The following is a 22,854-nucleotide window of genomic DNA, read 5'->3' as shown; positions in this document are numbered from 1 at the left end:
GGACGAGCGCAAGCAGCTACCAAAAGTATAGCAACTGACGGGCTTGACGGCACTACTGGAACGCGACTTCCGAAAAACTGCGCAGCTTGCGGCTGTGCAGCTGCGTGATGCCTTCGGCGCGCAGCAGCTCGATGGCGCGTATGCCGATGCGCAGGTGCTGGTCGACGCGCTCGCGGTAGAAGTGGTTGGCCATGCCGGGCAGCTTGATCTCGCCGTGCAGCGGCTTGTCGCTCACGCACAGCAGAGTGCCGTAGGGCACGCGAAAGCGAAAGCCGTTGGCGGCAATCGTTGCGCTTTCCATGTCCAGTGCCACGGCGCGGCTCTGGCTGAAGCGGCGCTGCGGCTGGTTGCCCGGCAGCAGCTCCCAGTTGCGGTTGTCGGTGGAGGCCACGGTGCCGGTGCGCATGATGCGCTTGAGGTCGGGGCCTACGGCGTGGGTGACGTCGGCCACGGCTTTTTCCAGCGCGACCTGGATTTCAGCCAGCGCCGGGATCGGCACCCACAGCGGCAGCTCTTCGTCCAGCACATGGTCTTCGCGCACATAGCCGTGGGCCAACACGTAGTCGCCCAGCTGCTGGCTGTTGCGCAGGCCGGCGCAGTGGCCCAGCATGATCCAGGCGTGCGGGCGCAGCACGGCGATGTGGTCGGTGATGTTCTTGGCGTTGGCCGGGCCCACGCCGATGTTGACCATGGTGATGCCGGTGCGGTCGGCGCGCAGCAGGTGGTAGCCGGGCATTTGCGGCAGGCGGGGCGGCTGCACGCCAAGCTCGTCGCCGGCCTCGGCGGGAAGGCCGGTGCGCCGGGTCACCACGTTGCCGGGCTCGATGAAGGCGGTGTATTCGCTGTCCGGGTCGGCCATGGCTTCATGGCCCAAGCGCACGAACTCGTCGATGTAGAACTGGTAGTTGGTGAACAGCACGAAGTTCTGGAACCAGTGCGGCGAAGTGCCGGTGTAGTGGCGCAAGCGCTGCAGCGAATAGTCGACGCGCGCCGCGGTGAACAGCGACAGTGGCTGCGGCTCGCCGGGCAGGGGCTCGTAGGTTCCGTTGGCAATGCCGTCGTCCATGGCGGCCAGGTCGGGCAGGTCGAACACGTCGCGCATCAGCATGCGGCGCGCTGCATCCATGCTGCCTTCGATGTGGTCGTTCTCGGCAAATGAGAAGTGAATGGGGATGGGCTGCGTGCTGGTGCCTATTTCCAGCTCCACGTCGTGGTTCTGCATCAGCAGGCGGAACTGCTCAAGGTAATAGTTGCCGTAGAGGTCGGGCCGGGTCAGTGTGGTTTCAAAGCGGCCGGGCCCGGCCACAAAACCAAAGCTCAGCTGCGAGATGTCGGGCGTCTCCAGAATGGCGCGGGCCACGGTGTCGGTGTGGATGCGCACGAAAGGGTAGCAGGCGCGCACATGGCCGGGCAGCGTCTCCCCGGCCACATAGCGTTGCATTGCATCGCGCAGGTGGGCAATCTGCTGGTCATAAATGGCGCGAACCTGCGCCAGTGCGGCGGCCGGGTCGCTGTAGCGGGTGGGGGCTATGAAAGGCGGCAGATAGGGCATGAAAAAAGCCTTGTTTTTATGGTGAGGGTACAGCAGGTGGTTTTCGGCAAAGCGTAGCACCGCAGGGCATGCACATCATTGTGCGGCAAGTACCGTGACACACCCTAGAATGCCCTGATGAAACACCACAACCCTTCGGGGCACCTGCGCGCGCTGGCGGCAGTCTTGCTCGGCGCCCTGTGCCTGCAGGTGGCTCAGGCGCAGTCCCCGGCACCGGGCCGCGCTCCGCAGGCGCCGGTCGCCGCACCGGCCCAGATCTCCCGCGACGCGCAGCGCGCCTATGAAACCACGCGCGACAAACTGGTGCAGATCCGCACCCTGCTGCGCAACTCCAACACCCAGGCCAGTGTGGGCTCGGGCTTTTTTGTGTCTGCGAACGGGCTCATCATCACCAATTTCCATGTGGCCAGCCAGCTGGCGCTGGAGCCCGAGCGCTACCGCGGCGTCTACGTGCCGGTGGACGGCAAGGAAGCCGAGGTCGAACTGCTGGCCTTCGACGTCCGCAACGACCTGGCGCTGCTGCGCGTGAAAACGCCGGCAACAGGAATGCCGCAGCTGGCTTTTCGCGGGGCGGACCGGCCCCTGGCGCGCGGCGAACGCATTTATTCACTGGGCAATCCACTGGACATCGGGTTTGCCGTCACCGAGGGCACCTACAACGGCCTCGTGCAGCGCAGCTTTTACCCACGCATCTTTTTCGGCGGCGCGCTCAACCCCGGCATGAGCGGCGGCCCCGCGCTGGACGATGCCGGCCAGGTGGTCGGTATCAACGTATCCAAGCGGCTGGACGGCGACCTGCTGAGTTTTCTGATCCCCGCTGAATTCGCCCAGGCACTGCTGGCAAAGGCCGCTTCGGCCAAGCCCATCACCAAACCGGCACATGCCGAGGTGGCGCGCCAGCTGGGCGAGCACCAGGCGTTGCTGACGCAAAAATTCACCGCGGTGCCGCTCACGGCGCAAAAACACGGCGGCTACAGCGTGCCCGTGCCCGAAGATTCCCTGGCCCGATGCTGGGGCCGCGGACGCGAGCCCGACTTCAAGGCCTTTGACCTGGAGCGTACCGATTGCCAGATTGACAGCCACGTGTTTGCGGGCGATTTCAACACCGGCTACATCCGTCTGCGCTATGAAGCCTACAACGCGCCCAAGCTGGGCCCCTTGCGTTTCGCCGTCATGTACTCCCAAAGCTTCGGCAATGAGTACTTCTCTACCCGGGGTTCACGCAAGGCCACGGCGGCCGAGTGCTCCGAACGCTTCGTCGAAACGGGCGGCATGCCCATGCGCGCCGTGGTGTGCATGAGTGCCTACCGCAAGCTGCCGGGCCTCTACGATGTGTCGGTGCTGACCATGTCCGTCAACCAGTCCACACGCGGTGTGCAGGGACGCATGGATGCGCAGGGTGTGAGTTTTGACAACGGCCTCAAGCTGGTGGCGCATTACCTGGGCGGTTTTAAATGGGAGGCCGCACCATGAGCGCCGGCAATCTCGCCCTGCTGCAGGCCACCGACCGCAATGGCGCGCTGGTGGGCCGCCTTGACGTGCGGCACTGGCCCGTTACCGTGGGCCGCGCACTCACCGCCGACCTGGTATTGGATGACGGCCATGTGGCCGCTGAACACTTGCGCATAGACCGCACGCCGGAAGGCGAAGTGATGGTGCAGGTGCTGGACACGGTCAATGGTGTCGCGCTGAACCGGACGCTGCATGGCCAGGGCACGCAGTTCAGCTGGCCTGCCGGCGAGGCCCTGACCCTGGGCCGGCTGAAGCTGGGGCTGCGCCTGGCGGAGGCGCCGGTGGCCGCTGAAGAGCGGCTGCCGCACTTTCCGTGGCGCACGACCGGCTGGACTTTGCTGGCATTAACCGCCATGCTGGCGCTCGTGGTGGGGCAGTCGTGGCTGACCCTTACCGAGCCATCCCAGCTGGCGCGGCAATTGCCCGGCCTGATGGCGATGGTGGCCATGGCGATCACCGTGTGGGCGGGCCTGTGGGCCCTGGCCACCAAGCTATTTACCGGCCACCTGCAGTTCTGGCGCCATGTCCGTATTGCCTGCACCAGTTCGGTGGCGATACAGCTGGTAGCCACGCTGGCTGGCCTGCTGGCTTTCATGTTCTCGCTAGAAAGCCTTGCGCGCTTTGAGACGCCGCTGCTGCTATTGGGGGCGGCTGCGGCCATCTATGTGCACCTGACCGTCATCGTGCCGCAGCGCCGCCGCGGACTGGCGGGGCTGGTGGCCGGCGTGGCCGTGCTGGGCATTGTGGCCATGCTGGGCACCAACTGGCTGCAGAACAAGCGCCTGTCCAACAAGCTCTACATGTCCACCCTCTACCCGCCATCCCTGCGCATGGCGCCGGCTGTGCCCCTGGCGCAGTTCCTCGGGGAAGCCGGCACCATCCGCCAGCGCCTCGACGAACGCCTGAAAGACCGTGAGCCGGATGCAGATACGCCCGAAGACCCGGACGCGGATTAATATTTCCTGAAATCAGTCCTTGACCGGTTCGCGCATCGTCACGAATTCCTCGGCGACGGTCGGGTGGATGCCGATGGTGCTGTCAAATATTGCCTTGGTCGCACCGGCCTTCATGGCCACGGCAAAACCCTGCACGATTTCGCCGGCGTCCGGCCCCACCATATGCAGGCCGACCACGCGGTCGGTAGCGTCTTCGACCAGCAGCTTCATGAGCGTGCGTTCGGTGCTGCCGCTCAGCGTGTGCTTGAGGGCCTTGAAGTCGGCGCGGAACACTGTGACTTTGCCGAACTTCGCGCGCGCATCGGCCTCTGAATAGCCGACCGTGCCGATGTTGGGATGGGTGAAGACGGCGGTCGGCACAAATTCATAACTCATGCTGCGCGGTTTCTTGCCGGCGGCGGGGCCGAAGAGCTGGTCCACCACCACCATGGCTTCGCCCAGGGCTACCGGTGTCAGCTGCATGCGCGCCGTCACGTCGCCCAACGCATAGATGGACGGCACCGAGGTCTGGTAGTGCGCATTGACCTGGATCGCACCGGCTGCGTTGACGGCCACACCGGCGGCTTCAAGCCCGATGCCGTTCGCATTGGGAATCCGGCCCGTGGCGTAGAGCACGGTGTCCACCTCCAGGCTTGCGCCGTCCTTGAGCGTCACCTGCAGGCCTGTGGCGGTTTTGGCGATGGCCGCGATCTCTGCGCCCAGCTGCAGGGTGATGCCGGTCTTGCTCATCTCGGCGGCAATGAAGCGCCGCACGTCATCGTCAAAACCGGTCAGCAGCATGTCGCGGCGATGGACCTGGGTGACCTGTGAACCCAGTCCGTTGAAGATCGAGGCGAATTCGCAGGCTATGTAGCCGCCGCCCACCACCAGCAGGCGCTTCGGGAAGGGATTGAGGTCAAACATGTGGTCCGAGGTCACCACATGCTCGCGTCCCGGCACGGCAGGCACTGTGGCGGTACCACCTGTGGAGATCAGGATGCTTTTGGCCGTGAATTTTTTGTCGTCGACCTCGACGGTGTGCTCGTCAAGCAGCCGCGCCCAGCCGGTGATGATCTGCACGCCAGCGCTTTCAAGCAGCTGCACATAAATGCCGTTGAGCCGCGAAATCTCGCGGGCACGGTTGGCCTTGAGCGTGTCCCAGTCAAACACCGGCGCCTCGCCGACCCAGCCGAAGCCGCGCGACTCTTCAAAGCTGTCGCCGTAGTGGGCCGCATAGCTGTAGAGCTTTTTGGGAATGCAGCCCACGTTCACGCAGGTGCCGCCCATCGCAGCGAATTCGGCCAGTCCCACACGGGCGCCGCGCTGGGCCGACATGCGCGCGGCGCGCACACCGCCGCTGCCGCCGCCGATCACGAAAAGGTCAAAATCAAAAGTCTGCATTCGCTGTCCTTGTTCTGGTGTCTGCTGACGTTGTTTTTCGGGTGCCTTGATGCCGGCTCTCAAGACTGGAATTCCCGGAGCTCTTTTTTCATCCACTCAATGAACACCCGCGTGCGCATGGGCAGCAGCCGGGCGTGCGGGTAAACAATGTTGATGGGCCGGGGCGGCGGCTCGAAACCCTCCAGCACGGTGCGCAATTGTTTGGTCTTTAAAAACGGCGCCACCTGGTAAGACAAGAACGAACCGAATCCCGCACCCGCCGCGCAGGCCGCCACGGCCGGCGCGATCTGGTTGAACTCCAGATTACCACTGACGGCAAGCCGAAGCGGTCGGCCCTGGTCTATGAACGGGCCCCATGTGGGGGAATGGTCTGTCAGTCGCACGCAGTTGGCCTTGAGCAGGTCCTTGGGGTGTTTTGGTACGCCGTGGCGGCGAACCCAGGCGGGGCTGGCCACCACCAGGCGGCGGATGGTGCCCACCTTCTGCGCCACCAGGCTGGAGTCTTCAGGCTCGCCGATGCGAATGCCGACGTCGATGCCTTCTTCGAGCAGATTCACCACGCGGTCCAGCAGCACCATGGAGCAGCGCATCTTCTCGTGCTGCTGCACAAAGCGCGTGACGGCGGGCGCCACATGCATCTGGCCGAACAGCATGGGTGCGGTAATGGTCAGGTGGCCCGCGGGTTCCGCCGCGTCGGCGGTCAGCGCCGCTTCTGCATCCGCGAGTGTGGCCAGCAGCTGGCGGCAGCTTTCGAGGTGGCGCCGGCCTTCCTCGGTCAGTGAGATGCGCCGGGTGGTGCGGTTGAAAAGGCGCACACCCAGCTGGGCCTCGAAGCCGGCCAGCGTACGCACCATCGCCGGCAACGAGGACTCCATGACCTGGGCCGCGGCCGTAAGGCTGCCTTGTTCGGCAATGTGAATAAAGGCCTGCATGGCCCGGAGTTTGTCCATGGCGACATGCTACGCCTGTTGCGGGGATTCATCCACTAAGTGGATTAGTTAAATGTCTTGAGAGTCATTTATTAAAAATAACGGATCAAACAGAATCCACTCCCGAGAGCAAGATTTTTCAACCCGCCGAAAGCCCGTCATGAGCACACCCGCCGCCAAAGCCCCGCCCGCACAACCCATTCGCCTGTACCGCGTCGCCATCTCCGGCCATTCGCACCGGGTGGAACTGTTTCTCTCGCTGCTGGGCCTGCCCTTCGAGCGCATCGAGATCGACCTGGCCACCAAAGGGCACAAGACGCCGGACTTCCTGGCCATGAACGCCTTCGGCCAGGTGCCGGTGATCCAGGACGGTGAAGTCACGCTGGCCGATTCCAACGCCATCCTGGTGTACCTCAACGCACGCTACGCGCCGGATGCCGAGCAATGGCTGCCGCGCGACCCGTTGGCTGCTGCGGCGGTGCAGCGCTGGTTGTCGGTCGCTGCGGGGCAGCTCGCCTCCGGCCCGGCTGCCGCGCGCGTCATCCAGCTGTTCAAGCGGCCGGAAAACCCGGAAGCCATTGAGCGTGCACATGCCCTGTTCGCGGTGATGGAGCAGCAACTGGGCCAGTCGGCTTTTCTCGCGGGCAGCACCCCCACACTGGCCGACATCGCCAACTACAGTTACTCGGCCCATGCGCCGGAGGGCAAGGTCTCGCTGGAAGCCTACCCGCGCATACGCGCCTGGCTGGCCCGCATTGAGGCCTTGCCGCGCTTTGTGCCCATGGTCAGGAGCCCGATAGGGCTGGCCGCATGAGCACCGCCACTTTCCACGAGGGCGAGCGCGCCGCGCAAGCGCGCGTGGGCGCGGCCGTGCGTACACGCATGGCGGAAATCGGCCCGCGTGTGATCCGCGACTTCATGCCCGACCAGCACCGCGAGTTTTTTGAGCAGTTGCCTTTTGTGGTCGCCGGCACGGTGGACGCGAGCGGCCAGCCCTGGGCCTCGGTGCTGGCCCAGCCGCCGGGTTTTATCCACTCGCCCGATGCGCATCATCTGGTGCTGCGCGCCCAGCCGCTCGCAGGTGATCCCTTGCAAGGCACGCTGGCAGATGGCGCCGCGATAGGTCTGCTGGGCATAGAGCCGCACACGCGCAGGCGCAACCGCATGAACGGCATCGTTCGCGGCGTGAGTGCCTCGGGCTTCGCTGTGGAGCTGAGCCAGAGTTTCGGCAACTGCCCCAAATACATCCAGGCGCGCGAGCCGGTGTATATGGAGCGCTCCACGTCTTCAGCGGGGCCGGTGGTGCACGCGTCGGCGCAGCTCAATGACGCGGCGCGCCGCATGATCGAGCAGGCCGACACGCTGTTCATCGCCACAGCCTATGCGGGCAACGGTGAGCAAGCCGGCCGCGCCGGCGGCGTGGACGTGTCCCACCGCGGCGGCAAGCCCGGTTTTGTGCGCGTGGAGGCCGACGGCACCCTGACCGTGCCGGATTTCGTCGGCAACTACTTCTTCAACACCCTGGGTAACCTCGTGGTGAACCCGCGCGCCGGCCTGCTGTTCATCGACTTCGACAACGGCGACCTGCTGTATCTGGCCGTCACGGCTGACATCATCTGGGACGGGCCCGAGGTGCAGTCCTTCGCCGGCGCACAGCGCCTGATGCGTTTCAAGGTGCAAACCATGCAGCTGGTGGAATCTTCCTTGCCGCTGCGCTGGAGCGAGGCAGAACTCTCCCCGGTGCTGGAAGCTACCGGCGCCTGGGCTTAGCCTATGGCTTCAAGCGCGAGTTCGCGCTCCAGCCAGGCGCGAAACTTCTGCACGGCGGGCCGCTCTGTGCTGTGGGCTGAGGTGACGATGCGGTAGCCCAGGCCCGGCACCGTCTGGCCCGGCAAGACCACCATGAGCTGGCCGCTGCGCAGCAGCGGTAACACCAGCGGCGTGCGGCCTATGCCTATGCCCGCGCCTTGCACGGCGGCGGTCAGCACATGTTCGTACTGCGAAAAATACAAACAAGGCTGCTGCGCCGATTGCCTCAAGTCCAGGCGCTCGTACCAGTCCGGCCACGACATCCAGGGAAAACGCGTGGCCGGGTCGTAATAGACCAGTAGCGGCGTAGTCAGGATATCGGCGGCGGCATGGATGCGTGCCGCGACGGCCGGCGCCGCCACCAGCAGGACCTGCTCCTGCAGCAGGGGTGGCGGGTCTTCGCCGCCCTGCAGCACGGGGTAGAGCCGCACAGCCAGGTCCATGCCTTCGCGCTCCAGGTTGACACGCGTTTCTGTGGCGTCGACGCGTACATCGATGGCAGGCTCCAGCAACTGGAATTTGGCAAGCTTGGGAGCCAGCCACAGTGCGGCGAAGGAGGGCGTGGTGGTGACCGCTACAGAGACCCTGTCCACCGCCAGCAGGCGGTCGACAGCCGAGGCCAGCTGCGCCAGCGCGGCGCGGGCCACCTCATAAAGCTCACGGCCTTGCGGCGTCAGGCTCAGGCCCTTGCCGCCACGCACGAACAGGGCGGTGCCCAAGGCATCTTCCAGACTTTTGACCTGTTTGCTCACGGCCGACTGCGTGATGCACAGTTCTTCGGCGGCAGCGGTGAAGCTCAGGTGCCGCGCGGCGGATTCGAAGCCGCGGATGGCATCGAGCGACATGGCGCGCAGTGCGCTGGTGGAAGGGCTGTTCAGCATGGCATGAATGATTGGAATACCCCGTATGACAAACCATCCGGCCGCGCGGACCGGTTCCAAAGAAGAATCAAACCACACTTTTCAAGGAGTCCGCCATGCATGCCCTGCAAACCCTACAAACTCCACAGACCCCGCTGAAGCTCGGGTCCATCCCCAAACCCTTGCGCTTGCCGCGCGGCCAGGTTTTGGCCTGCACTGGGGGTTGCCTCTGGATCACCAGCGATGCGCTGGCTGGACGCCGGGACAGCGACGTGGTGCTGGAAAGCGGCCAGTCCTTTGTCACGCCGCAAGCCGCGACTTATTTTGTGGGCGCCCCGCGCGGTTGCGGTGTGTTGTCATTTGTATCCCCCGACGCTATTGCCCGAAAACCTGAGGAGGCCCCATGCTGATAGAAACTGAGCGCCGCGGCCAACACGTGATACTGACCCTGAACCGGCCCGAGAAACTGAACGCACTGAACTACGCCCTGATCGATGAGCTCATGGACAGGCTGAACGCCCTGGAGCGCGACGACAGCGTGCGCTGCCTGGTGCTGACGGGGCAGGGCGATAAAGCCTTCAGTGCGGGCGCCGACATTGCGGGCTTCGCAGCCGACATAGCCACCTCGCCCGAGGCAGCGTGGCGCAACTTCGTGATGCGCGGCCAGGCCATGACCAGGCGCATCGAAAACTATCCCAAACCCATCATCGCGGCCGTCAACGGCATCGCCTTCGGCGGCGGTTGCGAAACCATGGAAGCCTGCAGCCTGGCCATCGCGGCGGAACATGCCAGCTTTGCCAAACCCGAAATCCGGCTCGGTTTTCCGCCGCCCTTTGGCGGCACGCAGCGCCTGCCCCGCCACATCGGCCGCAAGCGCGCCAACGAAATGATCCTGACCGGCGACGCCATCAGTGCCGAGGAAGCCCTGCTGATAGGCCTCATCAACCACGTGGTGCCGGCCCATGACCTGCTTCCGGCTTGCCTGCGAATGGCCAACCGCATCGCCGAAAACTCCGCCGTGGCCGTGACGGCCTCGCTACGCGCCGTGACGCGGGGCCTGAATGTTTCCATCGACGAAGGCCTGGCCATCGAGGCCGCACAGTTCATGATCGCGGCGGCTTCGCCAGACGCACGAGAGGGAACGGCAGCGTTTGTGGAGAAGCGGCAGCCTGTATTTCTTCATCGCTGAGGCTGCATTTTTCGCAGGCCGCACAGGATAGTGCATCACATCACATCAGGTGCGCCCGGGTGACATTTCGCGTCGTTTGCGACGCAGATCACGGATGCCAGGTTGCCCGCAGCGCCGTGGAAGGCATGGCGCCGAGCGTTTGCCCGAGCTGCTTCGCCGCCAGAACCGTGGCGGGCGCGTAACGCGCGAGTACCGCACTCGTCAGTCGTTCTACCGGGCCCGCCGTGCTGACAGAGCCCAGCACGGCGCCATGGCGTCCGCGCACGGCCGCGGAGACGCTCGCGATTTTCGAGTTCCGCTCGCCGCGGGTGATGTGGAAACCGCATCGACGGATGCGCTCATTCAGATCACCCGGTTCGCCCAGGGCGGCCAGAATCACCCGGCCGGCGGATCCGCGGTCCAGGGGAAAAACCTCGCCAGAGCGAATTTGGCTCTGAACACCTGCCGTTCCCTCGCAACGCATCAGGCAGCTGCGCAGGTTGCCTTCGAAGACGAAGAACGAGGCGCTTTCTCCCGTGGCCGTACCAAGCTGGCGAAGGATGGGTTCGATGGCGGAGTCGAGGTCGAACTGCGCCTGGTAGCGGGAGCCCATCCAGCCTACTGCAGGGCCGAGCCGCCACGCACCGTCTTCGCGCCTGACGAGGAATCTGGCTGCAGCGAGCGTGCGCGCAAGCCGCAGCACCGTGGGTTTGTGCATGCTGGTACGGCGTGCGAGCTCCGCCAGCGGGAGAAAGAGCTCGTCGCCTTCGAAGGCAGTGAGGATAGCCAGCGCACGCGCCACGGCCGTGACGTTCTCGTCGCCTGGACGCGTCGAGGTTCCCACCGGCCCGTCCGCGAGAAGTCGCTTCGGCGTCGCATGCGGCGGCTTGAATCTGGACTCTTGCGGCATGGCCGGATTGTATTCAAGCCCGCGCACCGTTACGTCAGGCGTAACGCATTGCCTATCCTGTATCTTTGTTCGGATCATGCGCTCCTTGATCCAGGAGACACGTTCCATGACAAACATGCACGCCAGGCGCCGTAGCTTCCTTGCTTCGGCGGCTGCAATCGCCGCGTTCGGCGCCTGGGCGCAGGGCGCCTCTTCGGTTTCGACCAGGATGGTGATTCCATTCGCCGCCGGTGGCGCGACGGACGTCCTCGGTCGCGATCTGGCCCAGGCCATGAGCACGGCCCTGGGACAGCCTTTCATCATCGAGAACGCCGGCGGCGGCGCCGGCGTGCCTGCCATGCAGAAGGTGACAGGCTCGAAGGCCGATGGCCATACGCTGCTCTTCGCCGCCTCCGGCAACATCACGGCACAACCCCTGCTGCAGAAGCCGCGCGTGGACATCCTGACCCAGCTCACGCCGGTGGGGATGATCGCGACGGCACCACACGTGCTGGTGGTGACGGCGAAGATGCCGTTCAAGACGATCGCGGAGCTGGTTGCGTATGCCAGGGCACATCCGGGCCAACTGAACTTCGGCTCTGCGGGCGTCGGGGGATTGGCTCACCTCGGCACGGAACTGTTCGCGCGCGCCGCGCAGATCGACATCAAGCACGTGCCGTACCGCGGGGCTTCGGCGGCGACCACGGACCTTGTCTCCGGCCAGATTCACGCGATGTTCGGAACCATGCCTTCGTTCACCGGCATGGCCCAGAACGGCTCGCTGCGCGTCATCGGCCTCACCGCCCCCAGCGCCGCAGCGCCTCTGAAGGGGATCCCCTTGATTTCGAACACCGTTCGCGGCTTTGGTTACAAGAGCTGGAATGCCATCTTCGCGCCCAACGGAACGCCGGAACCCGTCGTCGCGCGCCTCTACGCGGCGATGAAAAAAGCGTCGCTCGACCCTGGGGTGGCCAGGCGTTTCGAAGAACAGGGGGTCGACATCGAGCTTGCGGATGCGGCCGAGCTCACCGACATGATCCGCAAGGAAACCGGACTTTGGGACAAGGTGATCCGCGAAGCAAACATCCAGGTGAACTGATCTCTGTATGTCGCAACTCGCCTCTTCCGGGGCCGTGCCGAGGGTGACGCGCCTGTCGCCGGGAGCACGTCCCGCCGCGCCGCCGGGCTTGCGGAAATTCCTGTCGTTGCGGGATTTCGAGACAGGCGCCCGGCGCCACCTGCCGCGCCCGCTCTTTGAATACATCGCCGGCGGAGCGGAAGACTCGGCCTCGCTGCACGATAACCGCGCGGCATTCCTGGAGTTCGGTTTCGTCACGCGAGTACTGCGCAACGTGTCCGGCCGCAGCCAGGCGGTCGACCTTCTCGGTAGGCGCTACACATCACCGTTCGGTATCGCGCCTATGGGCATCAGTGCGCTCAGTGCGTATCGCGGCGACCTCGTGCAGGCCCGCGCAGCGGCGGCCGAGGGCGTGCCGATGATCATGAGCGGCTCCTCACTCATCCCGCTGGAAGAGGTGATGGCCGCGGCCCCGGAGACCTGGTTCCAGGCTTACCTGCCGGGCGAGACCGCCAAGATCGAGGCGTTGATCGACCGCGTCGACCGTGCGGGCGTCGAGACGCTCGTGCTGACGGTCGACACCGCCGTGCTCGCCAACCGCGAGAACAACATCCGTGCAGGCTTTTCCACGCCCCTGCGACCGGGCTTTCGCCTGGCGTGGGAGGGGCTCACCCACCCGCGCTGGACGATCGGCACGTTCCTGCGGACGCTCGTTATCCATGGCATGCCGCACTTCGAGAACTCGTACGCGACCCGTGGCGCTCCGATCCTCTCGTCGCAGGTGGCTCGTGACTTCGGCGCCAAGGACCACCTGGACTGGGAGCACCTGGCCCTCATCCGCCGCAAATGGAAGCGCATCCTGGTGGTCAAGGGCATCATGAACCACGAGGACGCACGCAAGGTGCGGGACATGGGCGCCGACGGCCTGATCGTGTCGAACCACGGCGGCCGCCAGCTCGATGGCACGGTCTCGCCGCTGCGCGTGCTGCCCGAGGTCGTCCGGGCGGTTGGCGCCGACTTCCCGGTCATGATGGATAGCGGCATCCGGCGCGGGACGGACGTCCTGAAGGCGCTCGCACTCGGCGCCAGGTTCGTGTTTGTCGGCCGCCCGTTCAACTATGCGGCCGCCGTCGCCGGCGAAGAGGGTGTGCGCCATGCGATCCGCATCCTGGCCGACGAAGTCCAGCGTGATCTGGGCCTGCTCGGTCTGACCTCCATTTCGGAAGTACACGGTGCACAGTTGCGCGACCTGGCACTCGCGAGGGAGGGTGACCATGGGCTGCGAATGCAGCCAGGTTCAGGCCGCTGAAGGCCCGGCACCGATAATGGGGGATGAGCTCCTCTCCTTCCCCTTCTTTCCCTTCTTCCGCCGGCAATACCGACTTCGCCAGCTTGCCGCTGAACGCCGCCGTGCTGGCCAACCTGCAGCAGCTCGGCTACCTCAGCATGACGCCCATCCAGGCTGCCAGCCTGCCGGTGGCGCTGCTGGGCAAAGACCTGATCGCGCAGGCCAAAACCGGCAGCGGCAAGACAGCCGCCTTTGCAATACCTCTGCTGGCCAATCTCAATGCACGGCGCTTTGCCATACAGGCCATGGTGCTGTGCCCCACGCGTGAGCTGGCCGACCAGGTGGCGACCGAGATCCGCCGTCTGGCGCGGGCCGAGGAAAACACCAAGGTGGTGGTGCTGTGTGGCGGTGTGCCGCTGCGCAACCAGACCGCCAGCCTGGAAAACGGCGCGCACATTGTGGTGGGTACGCCGGGCCGCATCATGGACCACCTGGCGCGCGGCAATTTGACCCTGGAAGCGCTGAACACCCTGGTGCTCGATGAGGCCGACCGCATGCTGGACATGGGATTCTTCGAGGACATCGTCACCGTCGCCAAGCAGTGCCCCAAAGAGCGGCAGACCCTGCTGTTCTCGGCAACCTATCCTGAAGGAATTGCCAAACTAAGCCAGCAGTTCATGAAGACGGCGCAAACCATCACCGTCCAGGCCCAGCATGAGAAGACCAAGATCCAGCAGCGCTGGTACCAGGTGCCCGACAGCGACCATGACGAAGCCCGCCTGGGCGCCGTTGCGCAGGTACTGCGGCATTTCCGCCCGGCCAGCACGCTGGCGTTCTGCAACACCAAGTCGCAGTGCCGCGCACTGGTGGCCTATTTGAAAGAGCAGGGTTTTAGCGCGCTGGCGCTGTTCGGCGAACTGGAGCAGCGCGAGCGCGACCAGGTGCTGGTGCAATTTGCCAACCGCAGTTGCTCGGTGCTGGTGGCCACCGACGTGGCCGCCCGTGGCCTGGACATTGCGCAGCTCGCGATGGTCATCAACGTCGACGTGACGCCGGACGCCGAAGTGCACATTCACCGCATCGGCCGCACTGGCCGCGCTGATGAAGAGGGCTGGGCCATCAGCCTGGCGAGCATGGACGAGATGGGTTATGTCGGAAAAATCGAGGTGCTGCAAAAGGCTGAATCCGAGTGGCACAAATTGACCGAACTGACACCCGCCAGCAATGAGCCGCTGCTGCCGCCCATGGTGACGCTGCAGATTGTGGGCGGGCGCAAGGAAAAAATCCGCGCCGGCGACGTGCTGGGCGCGCTGACCGGCGAGGCCGGCTTCACGCGCGAGCAGGTCGGCAAGATCAACGTGAATGAATTCTCCACCTATGTGGCGGTGAACCGCGAGATTGCCGCCGAAGCCCTGCACAAGCTGTCCACCGGGCGGGTCAAGGGCAAAAGCGTGAAAGTGCGGCTGCTGGATGACGAGCCTGAGGGTCGCTGACCTGGATTTTTAAGCAAAATCGGCCCTCAGCCCATACCTGACTTACGCAAGCAGCTATTAAATTTATAGCGAAAAGGGCGCTGATTCGTGTTGTCAGCCCTGACGTGTAGGCGCCCATGCCACCCGCAAGCCGGACACCACGTATTCATGGCGGACGCCAAAGCCGCAAACCCCCGCAAATCGCCGGTGTCCGCCTCGAAGAGGTCCACAATGACTGGTACACCAGATCAGCGCGCTTTTGCGCAGGTGCCCGCTTGCGGCGAGCGCCACGCTGAGAGGCTCCCTTCATTGATTGACGATTGCGCGGCGGCGGGCTTGCTCCAGGCCTGCCCCTTGCGCAACGGCAAGGAAAGAATCCATGGTCAGGCTCCAGTTTTCCGTCGAACTCAACTACGACGTCGCGCCTCCGGGCGGCGACTTCATCTTCAACGTCCACGCGGCGCACACGCAGCAACAGATCGTGCAGGCCGAAAACCTGCAGGTCAGCCAGCCGGTGCCCTTCACCATCGACGCCGACCCGGCGAGCCGGAACCGCTACCTGCGCCTGCAGGCCCAGCCCGGCCCACTGAGCGTGCGCTATGAAGCCACCGTAGACATTTACCACTACACAGCGGCTCCGGGTGAGCTGGGCGAGGTGCCGGTCTGCCAGCTTCCCGGTGCCGTGCTGCCCTACATCTACCCGAGCCGCTACTGCCAGTCCGACCGGCTGCAGAAGCTGGCCTCCAACGAGTTCGGTCATTTGCAGCAAGGCTACAGCCGGGCAGAAGCCATCTGCCAGTGGGTGCAGCAGCGCGTGAGTTTCGAGTCCAACAGCTCGCATGGCAGCACTTCGGCGATCGACACGGTGGTGGAGCGCGTCGGGGTTTGCCGCGACTTCGCGCATTTGATGATCGCGCTGTGCCGCGCCCTCAACCTGCCGGCGCGCTTTGCCACCGGCATTGATTACGGCGCCGACCCCGCGCTCGGCCCCACCGACTTCCATGCCTATGTCGAGGTCTACCTGGGTCATCGCTGGTACCTGTTCGATCCGTCAGGCACCGCCATTCCCATGGGCTTTGTGCGGTTCGCTACCGGCCGTGATGCGGCCGATGCCGCCTTTGCCATGCTGTTCGGCAGCGTCACGTCCAGCGCGCCCATCATCCACATCCAGGCTGTGCCGGATGGGTATGGGCAACTGGTCGTGCCGCAGCGCGTGAACCATGCGCTCTCGACCGACGGCCTCTGAGGGCCGACGCAAAGTTGCCTGTTACCGGCCGGCAATGGCCGCGCGGTTTGACGCGAGGACGTTGTTCTTCTCCAGCCGCCCGCCGGCCTGGACAGCGGCGATCCAGGCGTCGGTGGAGCCTGTGGCGGCAAAGCGCGAGTGAAACACCACGCTGAACACGCGGTGGATTTCTTCGGCGCTGGCCCGGCCGGCCTCGTTGGCATACGGCAGTGCGCCACTGGCATCCTGCAAAAACTCCACATGCAGGCCGCGGTGCGTGGCCTCAAAAATCGTGGAGGCGTCGCAGTTGTGCGTCATGTAGCCGACCACCGTCAGGGTGTCGATGCCGTGCGCTTCCAGCCAGGCCGCGAAGTCGGTGCCGGTGTAGACACTGGGCCAGGCTTTCTCGATGTAGTGGTCACGCGGACGGCTTGCCACAGTCTCGTGCAGCTCCCATGTGGGTGAATCTTTGGCGAACACGGGCGCTGCGGTCGACTCGCTGTGTTGCACCACGACGACCGGAATGCCCGCGGCGCGCGCCGCATCCATGGCGCGGCCGATGTTTGGCAAGGTCTTTTCCACCGGCGGGTATTCGATGAGCAGGCCGCCGCCGCTGAAATATTCCTTTTGCACATCGATGACGACGAGGGCGCGGCGGGGTGCTGCGGGCTTTGAGTTCTGGATGGCCATGTATTTGCTCCTGCGGGTTGTGGCTGAATCAAGTGATCAACGGATGCTGATGGTGTGATTGTTGGGCGCGGCAGGTTTTCCGGAAAGTGGCCCAATTGACAATATTCGATAGAATTGGGCCATGTCGAAAAAAGCACTTCCACAGATGCCGGTCGTCGGCAAGTCACGCATCAAGTCACGCACCGCAAGCCAGCTCAGCACGGTCGCCGTGGTGGCGTTTGACGGCATCAGCCCGTTTCATCTTTCCGTGCCGTGCATGGTGTTCGGCAATGATTTTTCAGGGCCCGATCTGCCGCGTTTCAGGTTGCTGGTGTGCGCCGAAACGCCGGGCAGTTTGCATACGACAGCGGGCTTCACCATTGCGGTGGAACACAGCCTGAGCGCGCTGGCGAAGGCGCAAACCGTGGTGGTGCCGTCGTGGCGGGACCCGATGGAGCGGCCCTCCGAAGCGCTGCTGAAAGCACTGCGGGCAGCGCACAAGCGCGGCGCGCGCATCGTCGGGCTGTGCCTGGGGGCTTTTGTGCTGGCCGAGGCCGGCCTGCTGGATGGCCGTCCCGCCGCCACGCACTGGGCGCTGGCGCCGGCTTTTGCCGAGCGCTATCCGCAGGTCAGGCTGCAGCCCGATGTGCTGTATGTTGACGACGGTGATGTGCTCACCTCGGCGGGCACGGCCGCCGGCATTGATTGCTGCCTGCATTTGCTGCGCCGGGACTTCGGCGCCGAAGCGGCCAACCGGGTGGCGCGCCGCATGGTGGTGGCGCCGCAGCGGCAGGGTGGGCAAGCGCAGTACGTGGAGCAACCTTTGCCTGCCACAGGCTCCGACCACCGGCTGTCGGCCATCCTGGCGTGGGTGCAGGAAAACCTGCGTCAGCCCCACAGCCTCGATACGCTGGCAGCACGTGCCCTGATGAGCCGGCGCACCTTCACCCGGCACTTCCGGCAGATCACCGGCACCACCGTGGGCCAGTGGCTGGCAAGCCAGCGCCTGGCGCTGGCGCAGCGGCAACTTGAATCAACCGGCCGCTCGATGGAGCAGATTGCCCAGGACGCAGGATTCGGCTCGGCGGTATCCCTGCGGCAGCACTTTGCGGCGACGCTTGGAACCTCGCCGTCGATGTACCGGCGCGAGTTTCGTGGCAACTGATTTTGAGGAAATGAGGCTGTTAGCCAATAGTAACGGGCGCAAGCAGCTATTAAAATAATAGCAACTGAAGGGCTTTAAAAGCAGCCGGACGGGACGACCGCCCAGCCCTGCCGATCAGGGTTTTGCCGAGGCAGCCTTGGCCGCGGCGCGGCGGCGTTCGAGGAAGGCCTGCAACTCACCGATCACGCCCTTGCGGAAGGCCAGCACGCACAGCACAAAGATCGCGCCGATGATGACGGTGACCCAGGAGCCGACCTTGTCGGCCAGCAGGTTCTGCAGCGCGATCACGATGCCCGAGCCCATGACCGGGCCGAAGAAGGTGCCGACGCCGCCCAGCAGGGTCATCAGGATGACCTCACCCGACATGGACCAATGCACGTCCGACAGCGTGGCAAAACCCATGACGAGGGTTTTCATCGAACCGGCCAGGCCAGCCAGTGCGGCCGACAGCACAAAGGCCAACAGTTTGTAGCGGTCGACGTTGTAGCCCAGCGAGATGGCGCGGGGCTCGTTCTCGCGAATCATCTTGAGCACCTGGCCGAAGGGCGAGTGCACGATGCGCGAGATGAACAGAAAGCAGGCCACAAAAATCGCCACCACCACGTAATACAGCGAGATGTCGGATTCAAGCGGCAGCAGGCCGAACAGCTTGCCGCGTGGCACGCCCTGCAGGCCGTCCTCGCCGCCGGTAAAGCTCGCCTGCAGGCAGACGAAGTAGACCATCTGCGCAATTGCCAGCGTGATCATGGCGAAATAAATGCCCTGGCGGCGTATGGCTACCAGCCCGACCAGCAGGCCGATCAGCCCGGCCGCCACCGCGCCGGCCAGCAGAGCCAGTTCGGGCGTCCAGTTCTGCGACTTGATGAACCAGCCGGTGACATAAGCGGCAGAGCCGAAGAATGCGGCATGGCCGAACGAGAGCAGGCCGGTAAAACCCAGCAACAGATTGAAGGCGCAGGCGAAGAGCGCAAAGCACAGCAGCTTCATCACAAACACCGGGTAGAGACCCAGGAAGGGCGCGGCCAGCGCAAAAGCCAGCAGGACGAGGTAAGTGATGCGCAGCATGTTGGCGGCTTTGGTGGAGAGGGCGCTCATGGTCAGGCTTCCTTTCCGAAGAGGCCGGCGGGCCGGAACATCAACACGATGACCATGATGACGAATACCACGATGTTGGACGCTTCAGGATAAAACACCCGGGTCAGGCCTTCGACGATGCCCAGGCCCAGGCCGGTGATGACCGAGCCGAGGATGGAGCCCATGCCGCCGATCACGACGACGGCAAAGACCACGATGATCAGGTTGGAGCCCATCAGCGGGTTGACCTGGATGATGGGCGCGGCCAGCACGCCGGCCAGGGCTGCCAGGGCGGCGCCCGCGCCGTAGGTCAGCATCACCATCATGGGCACGTTGATACCGAAGGCCTGCACCAGCGGCGCGTTTTCGGTGCCGGCGCGCAGGTAGGCGCCCAGCCGGGTGCGTTCGATCAGGTACCAGGTGCCCAGGCAGACCACCAGCGACACCACCACCACCCAGGCGCGGTAAATCGGCAGGCGCATAAAGCCAAGGTCCATGGAGCCGGCCAGCAGGTCGGGCACGTTGTAGTTCTGACCCGAGACGCCGTAAATTTCACGGAAGACGCCTTCGAGAACCAGCGCCAGGCCGAAGGTCAGCAGCAGGCCGTAGAGTGGATCGAGTTTGTACAGATGCTTGAGGAAAAGCCGCTCGATGATGACGCCGAGAATGCCGACCGTCAGCGGCGCCAGCACCAGCGCGAACCAGTAGTTCATGCCGAACTGGTCCAGCATGATCCAGGCGGCAAAAGCGCCCAGCATGTAGAGGGCGCCGTGCGCAAAGTTGACGATGCCCAGCAGGCCGAAAATCACCGCGAGCCCCAGGCTGAGCATGGCGTAGAAGGCGCCATTGACCAGGCCCAGCATCAGCTGGCCCATAAACGCTTGCAGGGGAATACCGAAAATTTCCATGGGAACCTGTCAGGACACCGATACCGTTACTTGTGGCGGGAGTGCAAGGGTTTTTCAAAGAAGCAGCCGGTCATTCTGCATTTCTGCGAAATGACCGGCTGGATCGAACCCTCGTTCTACCCCGTTTTTTGTTTTTTCGTCAGTTCAACGTTTGCGCAGTTGCAGTGATGCTTTACTTCTTGAGAGCCGAGCACTTGGATTCGGCCACCGTGGTGAAAGCCTGCTCGCCCGGCACCTTGGCGATGGTCTTGTAGTAGTCCCATGGCGTGCCCGAATCCTTGGAGCTCTTGACTTCGTACAGGTACATGTCGTGGATCATGCGGCCGTCGGCGCGGATCTGGCCCTTGTTGTAGAAGTCTTCGATCTTCATGCCCTTGAGCGTGCTCATGACCTTGTCGGAATCGGTCGTGCCGGCGGTCTGCACGGCCTTGAGGTAGCTCAGGGTGGCGGAGTAGTCGGCCGCCTGCAGGCTGGAAGGCATGCGCTTGTATTTATCGAAGAAGCGCTTGGCGAACTTGCGCGAGGCGTCGTCCTGGTTCCAGTACCAGCTGTCGGCCAGTTGCAGGCCTTCGGTGTTGGCCAGGCCCAGGGAGTGCACGTCGTTGATGAATACCAGCAGGCCGGCAACCTTCATGGTCTTGCCGATGCCGAATTCCTTTGCGGCCTTCATGGCGTTGGTGAAGTCGCCGCCAGCATTGGCCAGTGCCAGGATTTGCGCCTTGGAAGACTGCGCCTGCAGCAGGAAGGACGAGAAGTCCGAGGCGTTCAGCGGATGGCGGACGGTGCCGGCGACGGTGCCGCCGTTGGCCTTGACCACGGTGGAGGCATCCCCCTCGAGCGAGTAGCCGAAGGCGTAGTCGGCGGTCAGGAAGTACCAGCTCTTGTTGCCGGCCTTGACCAGCGCGGAACCGGCGACCTTGGCCAGCGAGACCGTGTCGTAGGCGTAGTGGACGGTGTAGGGCGAGCAGTCTTCATTGGTCAGGCGGGCCGAACCGGCGCCGATGACGAGGAAGGGTTTCTTCTTTTCGGTGGTGACCTTGGACATGGCCAGTGCCGTGCCGGAGTTGGTACCGCCAATCAGCATCTGCAGGCCGTCCTTGTCGATCCATTCACGTGCCTTGGACGACGCGACGTCGGCCTTGTTCTGGTGGTCGGCGCTCAGCACCTCGATGGGGCGGTTCAGGACCTTGCCGCCGAAATCCTGCACGGCCCACCTCAGCATTTCAGCGCCGGCGGGGCCGTCGATGTCGGCGTAAAGGCTGGACATGTCGGTGATGATGCCGATCTTGATCGGGCCGGTGTTCTGCGCATAAGCGGCGCCTGTGAGGCCAAGGGCGAGTGCGGCAACAAGTGCTTTGAGTTTCATGATGTCTCCTGTTATGGAAGGGGTGAACTTGGGGGAATCGAGGGGACTAAAAAAGGGTTCGGCATGCCCGGCGTCAGACGCCCAGGTATTCCTGCAGCATGCCCATGTTGCCGGCCAGCTCGTTTTGCGCAAACTGCTTGACGATGCGGCCGTGTTCCATGACGTAGAAGCGATCAGCCAGCGGCGCGGCGAAGCGGAAGTTCTGTTCCACCAGCACGATGGTGTAACCCTTGGCCTTGAGCGTGAGGATCATCTCTGCGAGTTTTTGCACGATGACGGGCGCCAGGCCTTCGGAAATTTCATCGAGCAGCAGGAGGCGCGCGCCGGTGCGCAAAATGCGCGCCACGGCCAGCATCTGCTGTTCGCCGCCAGACAGTCGCGTGCCGGGGCTGCTGGCGCGTTCCTTGAGGTTGGGAAACATTGCGTAGATTTCGTCCAGGCTCATCCCGCCGGGGGCTATGGTGGGCGGCAGCATCAGGTTTTCTTCGGCTGTCAGGCTGGCGAAAATGCCGCGCTCTTCGGGGCAGTAGCCCACGCCCAGACGCGCCACCTTGTGCGGCGCGAGCTTGATGGCTTCTTCGCCGTTGATCTTGATGGAGCCCTTGCGCGCACCCGTCATGCCGACGATGGCGCGCATGGTGGTGGTGCGCCCCGCGCCGTTGCGGCCCAGCAGTGTTACCACCTCGCCTTCGTTGACGGTGAGGTTCACGCCATGCAGGATGTGCGACTCGCCGTACCAGGCGTGCAGGTCTTCTATCTTGAGGAGCTCTTTGGTCATCTAGTGCGCCCCTTGAAGCTCGGTGTTCGCTGTGCCCATATAAGCTTCGATCACCAACGGATTCGCTGACACTTCGGCATATGGCCCGTCGGCAATGATGGCGCCGCGCTGCAGCACCGTGATGCGGTCGGCGATCGACGACACCACGTTCATGTTGTGCTCGACCATCAGGATGGTCCGGCCAGCCGAGACTTTTTTGATCAGCTGCGTCACGCGGTCCACGTCTTCGTGGCCCATGCCCTGCGTGGGTTCGTCCAGCAGCATCAGTTCGGGTTCCAGCGCCAGCGTGGTGGCGAGTTCGAGCGCACGCTTGCGGCCATAGGGCAGGTTCACGGTGAGCTCATCGGCGAAGTCGCTCAGGTCGACTTCGGCCAGCAGCTCGCGGGCACGGTCGTGGAGATGAAACAGCGTTTCTTCCGCTTTCCAGAAATGGAACGAGGTGCCGAGGTTGCGCTGCAAGGCGGCGCGCACGTTTTCAAGGACTGTCATGTGCGGGAAGACCGCAGAGATCTGGAATGACCGCACGATGCCGCGCCGCGCGGTCTGCGCGGGTTGCTCAAACGTAATGTCGTTGCCGTTGTAGACAATGCTTCCGCGCGTGGGGATGAGGAACTTCGTCAGCAGGTTGAAGAAAGTCGTCTTGCCGGCGCCGTTGGGCCCGATCAGCGCATGGATATGCCCGCGCTGGACTTTCAGGTCCACGTTGTTGACTGCCACGAACCCCTTGAATTCCTTGGTCAGCCCTCGTGTTTCGAGAATGAACTCCACTGACAAAT

Annotated in this window: 22 protein-coding genes; 11 read left to right on the top strand and 11 right to left on the bottom strand. The window is 64.1% G+C overall.

Annotation, left to right across the window (positions count from 1 at the left end):
- Window positions 1-52 precede the first annotated feature (52 nt).
- The gene (locus tag AC1DZE_RS04360; RefSeq protein ID WP_477699825.1) at window positions 53-1,552 is read right to left on the bottom strand and encodes an AMP nucleosidase; all 1,500 of its coding nucleotides are present in this window, start codon (window positions 1,550-1,552) and stop codon (window positions 53-55) included.
- Window positions 1,553-1,669: 117 nt separating this feature from the next.
- On the opposite strand from AC1DZE_RS04360, the gene AC1DZE_RS04355 reads away from it, so the two are divergent.
- Together AC1DZE_RS04355 and AC1DZE_RS04350 are read left to right on the top strand one after the other, a co-directional pair.
- Window positions 1,670-3,025: a S1 family peptidase gene (locus tag AC1DZE_RS04355; RefSeq protein ID WP_477699824.1), complete on the top strand. Its 1,356-nt coding sequence runs from the start codon at window positions 1,670-1,672 to the stop codon at window positions 3,023-3,025.
- Window positions 3,022-4,020 (top strand): FHA domain-containing protein, encoded by a 999-nt coding sequence (locus AC1DZE_RS04350; protein ID WP_477668608.1) that lies wholly within the window; start codon window positions 3,022-3,024, stop codon window positions 4,018-4,020. Before AC1DZE_RS04355 ends, AC1DZE_RS04350 begins: the two co-directional genes overlap by 4 nt.
- A gap of 12 nt (window positions 4,021-4,032) precedes the next feature.
- On the opposite strand, the gene gorA is transcribed toward AC1DZE_RS04350, so the two are convergent.
- Window positions 4,033-5,400 (bottom strand): glutathione-disulfide reductase, encoded by a 1,368-nt coding sequence (gorA, locus tag AC1DZE_RS04345; RefSeq protein WP_477668607.1) that lies wholly within the window; start codon window positions 5,398-5,400, stop codon window positions 4,033-4,035.
- A 59-nt stretch (window positions 5,401-5,459) separates the two neighbouring features.
- Window positions 5,460-6,350: a LysR family transcriptional regulator gene (locus tag AC1DZE_RS04340; protein WP_477668606.1), complete on the bottom strand. Its 891-nt coding sequence runs from the start codon at window positions 6,348-6,350 to the stop codon at window positions 5,460-5,462.
- A gap of 139 nt (window positions 6,351-6,489) precedes the next feature.
- On the opposite strand from AC1DZE_RS04340, the gene AC1DZE_RS04335 reads away from it, so the two are divergent.
- Window positions 6,490-7,143, top strand: coding sequence for a glutathione S-transferase family protein (locus AC1DZE_RS04335; protein ID WP_477673207.1), 654 nt, complete (start codon window positions 6,490-6,492; stop codon window positions 7,141-7,143).
- Window positions 7,140-8,099 carry a pyridoxamine 5'-phosphate oxidase family protein gene (locus AC1DZE_RS04330; RefSeq protein WP_477699823.1) on the top strand — a complete coding sequence of 320 codons (960 nt, stop codon included), beginning with the start codon at window positions 7,140-7,142 and terminating at the stop codon, window positions 8,097-8,099. Before AC1DZE_RS04335 ends, AC1DZE_RS04330 begins: the two co-directional genes overlap by 4 nt.
- On the opposite strand, the gene AC1DZE_RS04325 is transcribed toward AC1DZE_RS04330, so the two are convergent.
- Window positions 8,096-9,019 (bottom strand): LysR substrate-binding domain-containing protein, encoded by a 924-nt coding sequence (locus AC1DZE_RS04325; protein WP_477699822.1) that lies wholly within the window; start codon window positions 9,017-9,019, stop codon window positions 8,096-8,098. The two genes, AC1DZE_RS04330 and AC1DZE_RS04325, sit on opposite strands and share 4 nt — an antisense overlap.
- A gap of 95 nt (window positions 9,020-9,114) precedes the next feature.
- On the opposite strand from AC1DZE_RS04325, the gene AC1DZE_RS04320 reads away from it, so the two are divergent.
- Both AC1DZE_RS04320 and AC1DZE_RS04315 read left to right on the top strand, forming a co-directional pair.
- Window positions 9,115-9,408, top strand: coding sequence for a DUF2917 domain-containing protein (locus AC1DZE_RS04320; RefSeq protein WP_477668602.1), 294 nt, complete (start codon window positions 9,115-9,117; stop codon window positions 9,406-9,408).
- Window positions 9,402-10,187, top strand: a complete 786-nt coding sequence (locus tag AC1DZE_RS04315; RefSeq protein ID WP_477674151.1) for a crotonase/enoyl-CoA hydratase family protein — start codon at window positions 9,402-9,404, stop codon at window positions 10,185-10,187. The genes AC1DZE_RS04320 and AC1DZE_RS04315 overlap by 7 nt, the downstream gene beginning before the upstream one ends.
- 88 nt (window positions 10,188-10,275) lie before the next feature.
- Here the strand turns inward: AC1DZE_RS04315 and AC1DZE_RS04310 are convergent, their stop codons facing one another.
- The gene (locus tag AC1DZE_RS04310; RefSeq protein ID WP_477699873.1) at window positions 10,276-11,076 is read right to left on the bottom strand and encodes an IclR family transcriptional regulator; all 801 of its coding nucleotides are present in this window, start codon (window positions 11,074-11,076) and stop codon (window positions 10,276-10,278) included.
- A gap of 106 nt (window positions 11,077-11,182) precedes the next feature.
- On the opposite strand from AC1DZE_RS04310, the gene AC1DZE_RS04305 reads away from it, so the two are divergent.
- The 4 genes from AC1DZE_RS04305 (at window position 11,183) to AC1DZE_RS04290 (ending at window position 16,139) form a co-directional block, all read left to right on the top strand.
- Window positions 11,183-12,154, top strand: coding sequence for a Bug family tripartite tricarboxylate transporter substrate binding protein (locus AC1DZE_RS04305; RefSeq protein ID WP_477673679.1), 972 nt, complete (start codon window positions 11,183-11,185; stop codon window positions 12,152-12,154).
- Between the two features lie 7 nt (window positions 12,155-12,161).
- Window positions 12,162-13,442: an alpha-hydroxy acid oxidase gene (locus tag AC1DZE_RS04300; RefSeq protein WP_477699821.1), complete on the top strand. Its 1,281-nt coding sequence runs from the start codon at window positions 12,162-12,164 to the stop codon at window positions 13,440-13,442.
- Window positions 13,443-13,465: 23 nt separating this feature from the next.
- Window positions 13,466-14,914 carry an ATP-dependent RNA helicase DbpA gene (gene dbpA, locus AC1DZE_RS04295; RefSeq protein WP_477699820.1) on the top strand — a complete coding sequence of 483 codons (1,449 nt, stop codon included), beginning with the start codon at window positions 13,466-13,468 and terminating at the stop codon, window positions 14,912-14,914.
- A gap of 358 nt (window positions 14,915-15,272) precedes the next feature.
- On the top strand, window positions 15,273-16,139 hold the full coding sequence (locus AC1DZE_RS04290) for a transglutaminase-like domain-containing protein (protein WP_477673037.1): 867 nt from the start codon (window positions 15,273-15,275) through the stop codon (window positions 16,137-16,139).
- Between the two features lie 21 nt (window positions 16,140-16,160).
- Here AC1DZE_RS04290 and AC1DZE_RS04285 read toward each other — a convergent pair whose 3' ends face one another.
- Window positions 16,161-16,808 carry a cysteine hydrolase family protein gene (locus AC1DZE_RS04285; RefSeq protein ID WP_477673036.1) on the bottom strand — a complete coding sequence of 216 codons (648 nt, stop codon included), beginning with the start codon at window positions 16,806-16,808 and terminating at the stop codon, window positions 16,161-16,163.
- A gap of 145 nt (window positions 16,809-16,953) precedes the next feature.
- On the opposite strand from AC1DZE_RS04285, the gene AC1DZE_RS04280 reads away from it, so the two are divergent.
- A complete protein-coding gene (locus AC1DZE_RS04280; RefSeq protein ID WP_477673038.1) occupies window positions 16,954-17,952 on the top strand; it encodes a GlxA family transcriptional regulator in 999 nt (332 codons plus the stop codon).
- A 114-nt stretch (window positions 17,953-18,066) separates the two neighbouring features.
- Here the strand turns inward: AC1DZE_RS04280 and AC1DZE_RS04275 are convergent, their stop codons facing one another.
- The 5 genes from AC1DZE_RS04275 to AC1DZE_RS04255 form a co-directional block, all read right to left on the bottom strand.
- Window positions 18,067-19,047, bottom strand: a complete 981-nt coding sequence (locus AC1DZE_RS04275) for a branched-chain amino acid ABC transporter permease (protein ID WP_477668596.1) — start codon at window positions 19,045-19,047, stop codon at window positions 18,067-18,069.
- A 2-nt stretch (window positions 19,048-19,049) separates the two neighbouring features.
- Window positions 19,050-19,934 carry a branched-chain amino acid ABC transporter permease gene (locus AC1DZE_RS04270; RefSeq protein ID WP_477673034.1) on the bottom strand — a complete coding sequence of 295 codons (885 nt, stop codon included), beginning with the start codon at window positions 19,932-19,934 and terminating at the stop codon, window positions 19,050-19,052.
- 172 nt (window positions 19,935-20,106) lie between these two features.
- On the bottom strand, window positions 20,107-21,300 hold the full coding sequence (locus tag AC1DZE_RS04265; protein WP_477699819.1) for an ABC transporter substrate-binding protein: 1,194 nt from the start codon (window positions 21,298-21,300) through the stop codon (window positions 20,107-20,109).
- A gap of 73 nt (window positions 21,301-21,373) precedes the next feature.
- On the bottom strand, window positions 21,374-22,078 hold the full coding sequence (locus AC1DZE_RS04260) for an ABC transporter ATP-binding protein (protein ID WP_477668594.1): 705 nt from the start codon (window positions 22,076-22,078) through the stop codon (window positions 21,374-21,376).
- On the bottom strand, window positions 22,079-22,852 hold the full coding sequence (locus AC1DZE_RS04255; protein ID WP_477668593.1) for an ABC transporter ATP-binding protein: 774 nt from the start codon (window positions 22,850-22,852) through the stop codon (window positions 22,079-22,081). It abuts the gene before it with no gap.
- Between the last annotated feature and the right edge of the window lie 2 nt (window positions 22,853-22,854).

This window comes from Polaromonas sp. P1_F1 (assembly GCF_056405795.1).
Note: the sequence above shows the minus strand (reverse complement) of the source record. Positions and strands in the feature narration are given on the sequence as shown.

Coding starts and splice junctions, on each gene's coding strand:
- AC1DZE_RS04315 (WP_477674151.1), top strand. CDS start 9,402: ATGCTGATAGAAACTGAGCGCCGCGGCCAACACGTGATACTGACCCTG.
- AC1DZE_RS04305 (WP_477673679.1), top strand. CDS start 11,183: ATGACAAACATGCACGCCAGGCGCCGTAGCTTCCTTGCTTCGGCGGCT.
- AC1DZE_RS04320 (WP_477668602.1), top strand. CDS start 9,115: ATGCATGCCCTGCAAACCCTACAAACTCCACAGACCCCGCTGAAGCTC.
- AC1DZE_RS04275 (WP_477668596.1), bottom strand. CDS start 19,047: ATGAGCGCCCTCTCCACCAAAGCCGCCAACATGCTGCGCATCACTTAC.
- AC1DZE_RS04325 (WP_477699822.1), bottom strand. CDS start 9,019: ATGCTGAACAGCCCTTCCACCAGCGCACTGCGCGCCATGTCGCTCGAT.
- gorA (WP_477668607.1), bottom strand. CDS start 5,400: ATGCAGACTTTTGATTTTGACCTTTTCGTGATCGGCGGCGGCAGCGGC.
- AC1DZE_RS04265 (WP_477699819.1), bottom strand. CDS start 21,300: ATGAAACTCAAAGCACTTGTTGCCGCACTCGCCCTTGGCCTCACAGGC.
- dbpA (WP_477699820.1), top strand. CDS start 13,466: ATGAGCTCCTCTCCTTCCCCTTCTTTCCCTTCTTCCGCCGGCAATACC.
- AC1DZE_RS04280 (WP_477673038.1), top strand. CDS start 16,954: ATGCCGGTCGTCGGCAAGTCACGCATCAAGTCACGCACCGCAAGCCAG.
- AC1DZE_RS04290 (WP_477673037.1), top strand. CDS start 15,273: ATGGTCAGGCTCCAGTTTTCCGTCGAACTCAACTACGACGTCGCGCCT.
- AC1DZE_RS04300 (WP_477699821.1), top strand. CDS start 12,162: ATGTCGCAACTCGCCTCTTCCGGGGCCGTGCCGAGGGTGACGCGCCTG.
- AC1DZE_RS04260 (WP_477668594.1), bottom strand. CDS start 22,078: ATGACCAAAGAGCTCCTCAAGATAGAAGACCTGCACGCCTGGTACGGC.
- AC1DZE_RS04335 (WP_477673207.1), top strand. CDS start 6,490: ATGAGCACACCCGCCGCCAAAGCCCCGCCCGCACAACCCATTCGCCTG.
- AC1DZE_RS04310 (WP_477699873.1), bottom strand. CDS start 11,076: ATGCCGCAAGAGTCCAGATTCAAGCCGCCGCATGCGACGCCGAAGCGA.
- AC1DZE_RS04285 (WP_477673036.1), bottom strand. CDS start 16,808: ATGGCCATCCAGAACTCAAAGCCCGCAGCACCCCGCCGCGCCCTCGTC.
- AC1DZE_RS04340 (WP_477668606.1), bottom strand. CDS start 6,350: ATGGACAAACTCCGGGCCATGCAGGCCTTTATTCACATTGCCGAACAA.
- AC1DZE_RS04350 (WP_477668608.1), top strand. CDS start 3,022: ATGAGCGCCGGCAATCTCGCCCTGCTGCAGGCCACCGACCGCAATGGC.
- AC1DZE_RS04355 (WP_477699824.1), top strand. CDS start 1,670: ATGAAACACCACAACCCTTCGGGGCACCTGCGCGCGCTGGCGGCAGTC.
- AC1DZE_RS04330 (WP_477699823.1), top strand. CDS start 7,140: ATGAGCACCGCCACTTTCCACGAGGGCGAGCGCGCCGCGCAAGCGCGC.
- AC1DZE_RS04360 (WP_477699825.1), bottom strand. CDS start 1,552: ATGCCCTATCTGCCGCCTTTCATAGCCCCCACCCGCTACAGCGACCCG.
- AC1DZE_RS04270 (WP_477673034.1), bottom strand. CDS start 19,934: ATGGAAATTTTCGGTATTCCCCTGCAAGCGTTTATGGGCCAGCTGATG.